At 65.7% G+C, this 1281-nt stretch carries 3 protein-coding genes; 2 read left to right on the top strand and 1 reads right to left on the bottom strand.

Translation table 11 applies throughout. The features are described 5' to 3' along the window. Positions 1-47 precede the first annotated feature (47 nt). Together ACFSNB_RS18940 and nrdD are read left to right on the top strand one after the other, a co-directional pair. Positions 48-170, top strand: a complete 123-nt coding sequence (locus ACFSNB_RS18940; RefSeq protein ID WP_465264583.1) for a hypothetical protein — start codon at positions 48-50, stop codon at positions 168-170. 18 nt (positions 171-188) lie between these two features. After that, complete coding sequence (nrdD, locus tag ACFSNB_RS18935; RefSeq protein WP_465264582.1) at positions 189-404, top strand: anaerobic ribonucleoside-triphosphate reductase; 216 nt, start codon at positions 189-191, stop codon at positions 402-404. Positions 405-439: 35 nt separating this feature from the next. Here nrdD and ACFSNB_RS18675 read toward each other — a convergent pair. Further along, a partial coding sequence (locus ACFSNB_RS18675) for an aconitase family protein (RefSeq protein ID WP_377319320.1) occupies positions 440-1281 on the bottom strand: 842 nt, incomplete at its 5' end.

The following is a 1281-nucleotide window of genomic DNA, read 5'->3' as shown; positions in this document are numbered from 1 at the left end:
AGCTGGTCCGCCGCGCCCTGGAGAATTTCCGGCTGCCCTATCTGACCGTGACGCCGACCTTCTCGATCTGCCCCAAGCACGGCTACATCCCGGGCGAACATCCGTTCTGCCCCAAATGCGACGCCGAACTGATCGCCCGCAAGCGCGGGCAACTCGCTCAATCCGCCTGAGCAGAAAGGAGACCAACCGTGACCACCGATATTGCCACCCCCATCCCCGCCACCGACGGCATCACCCTGTCCGACGACGAACGCCAGCCCTGCGAGATCTGGACCCGGGTGATGGGCTATCACCGCCCGCTCGCCTCGTTCAACCAGGGCAAACAGGGCGAGTTCGCCGAACGCCGTTATTTCATCGAAACCTGCACGACCGCCTGCCGCGACGGGGACCAAGCCCAACGATAAGCCGGCGCGGCGGCGGCAGGGTGCCGCCGCCGTCGTTACCCGGCCAGCGCCGCGACGTCGCGGAAGGCCGGGATCTGGTCGAAGTTCATATAGCGGTAGATCTCGCCGGCCTTGGCATCGACCGCCGCCACCTGTTCCAGATATTCCGCCGGAGTCGGGATACGGCCGAGCAGGGCGCACACCGCCGCCAGTTCGGCCGAGCCGAGATAGACCCGGGTGTCGATACCGAGGCGGTTGGGGAAGTTGCGGGTCGAGGTCGACATCGCGGTGGCGCCCTTGCGGATCTGGGCCTGGTTGCCCATGCACAACGAGCAGCCCGGCAGCTCCATCCGCGCCCCGGCGCGGCCGAGGATGCCGTAATAGCCTTCCTCGGTCAGGATCATCTGATCCATCTTGGTCGGCGGCGCGACCCACAACCGGGTCGGGATGTCGCTCTTGCCGTCGAGCACCCGGCCGGCGGCGCGGAAGTGACCGATATTGGTCATGCAGGAGCCGATGAACACCTCGTCGATCTTGTCACCGGCGACCTCGGACAGCGGCTTGACGTCGTCCGGGTCGTTGGGACAGGCGAGGATCGGTTCCTTGATCTCGTTGATGTCGATCTCGATCACGGCGGCGTAATCGGCATTCTCATCGGGGGCGAGCAACTGGGGATCGGCGATCCAGGCTTCCATCGCCTTGATCCGGCGTTCGAGGGCGCGGCGGTCCTGATAGCCCTCGGCGATCATCCACTTCATCAGGGTGATGTTGGAGCGCATGTATTCGATGATCGGCGCCGGGCCGAGATGGACGGTGCAGCCGGCGGCGGAACGCTCGGCCGAGGCGTCGGTCAGTTCGAACGCCTGCTCGATCTTGAGGTCGGGCAGGCCCTCGATTT

The organism is Phaeospirillum tilakii (genome assembly GCF_042683125.1).
GTDB classification, from domain to species: domain Bacteria; phylum Pseudomonadota; class Alphaproteobacteria; order Rhodospirillales; family Magnetospirillaceae; genus Phaeospirillum; species Phaeospirillum tilakii.
The sequence above is the reverse complement of the archived record's forward strand: the minus strand, read 5'-3'. Positions and strand labels throughout refer to the sequence as shown.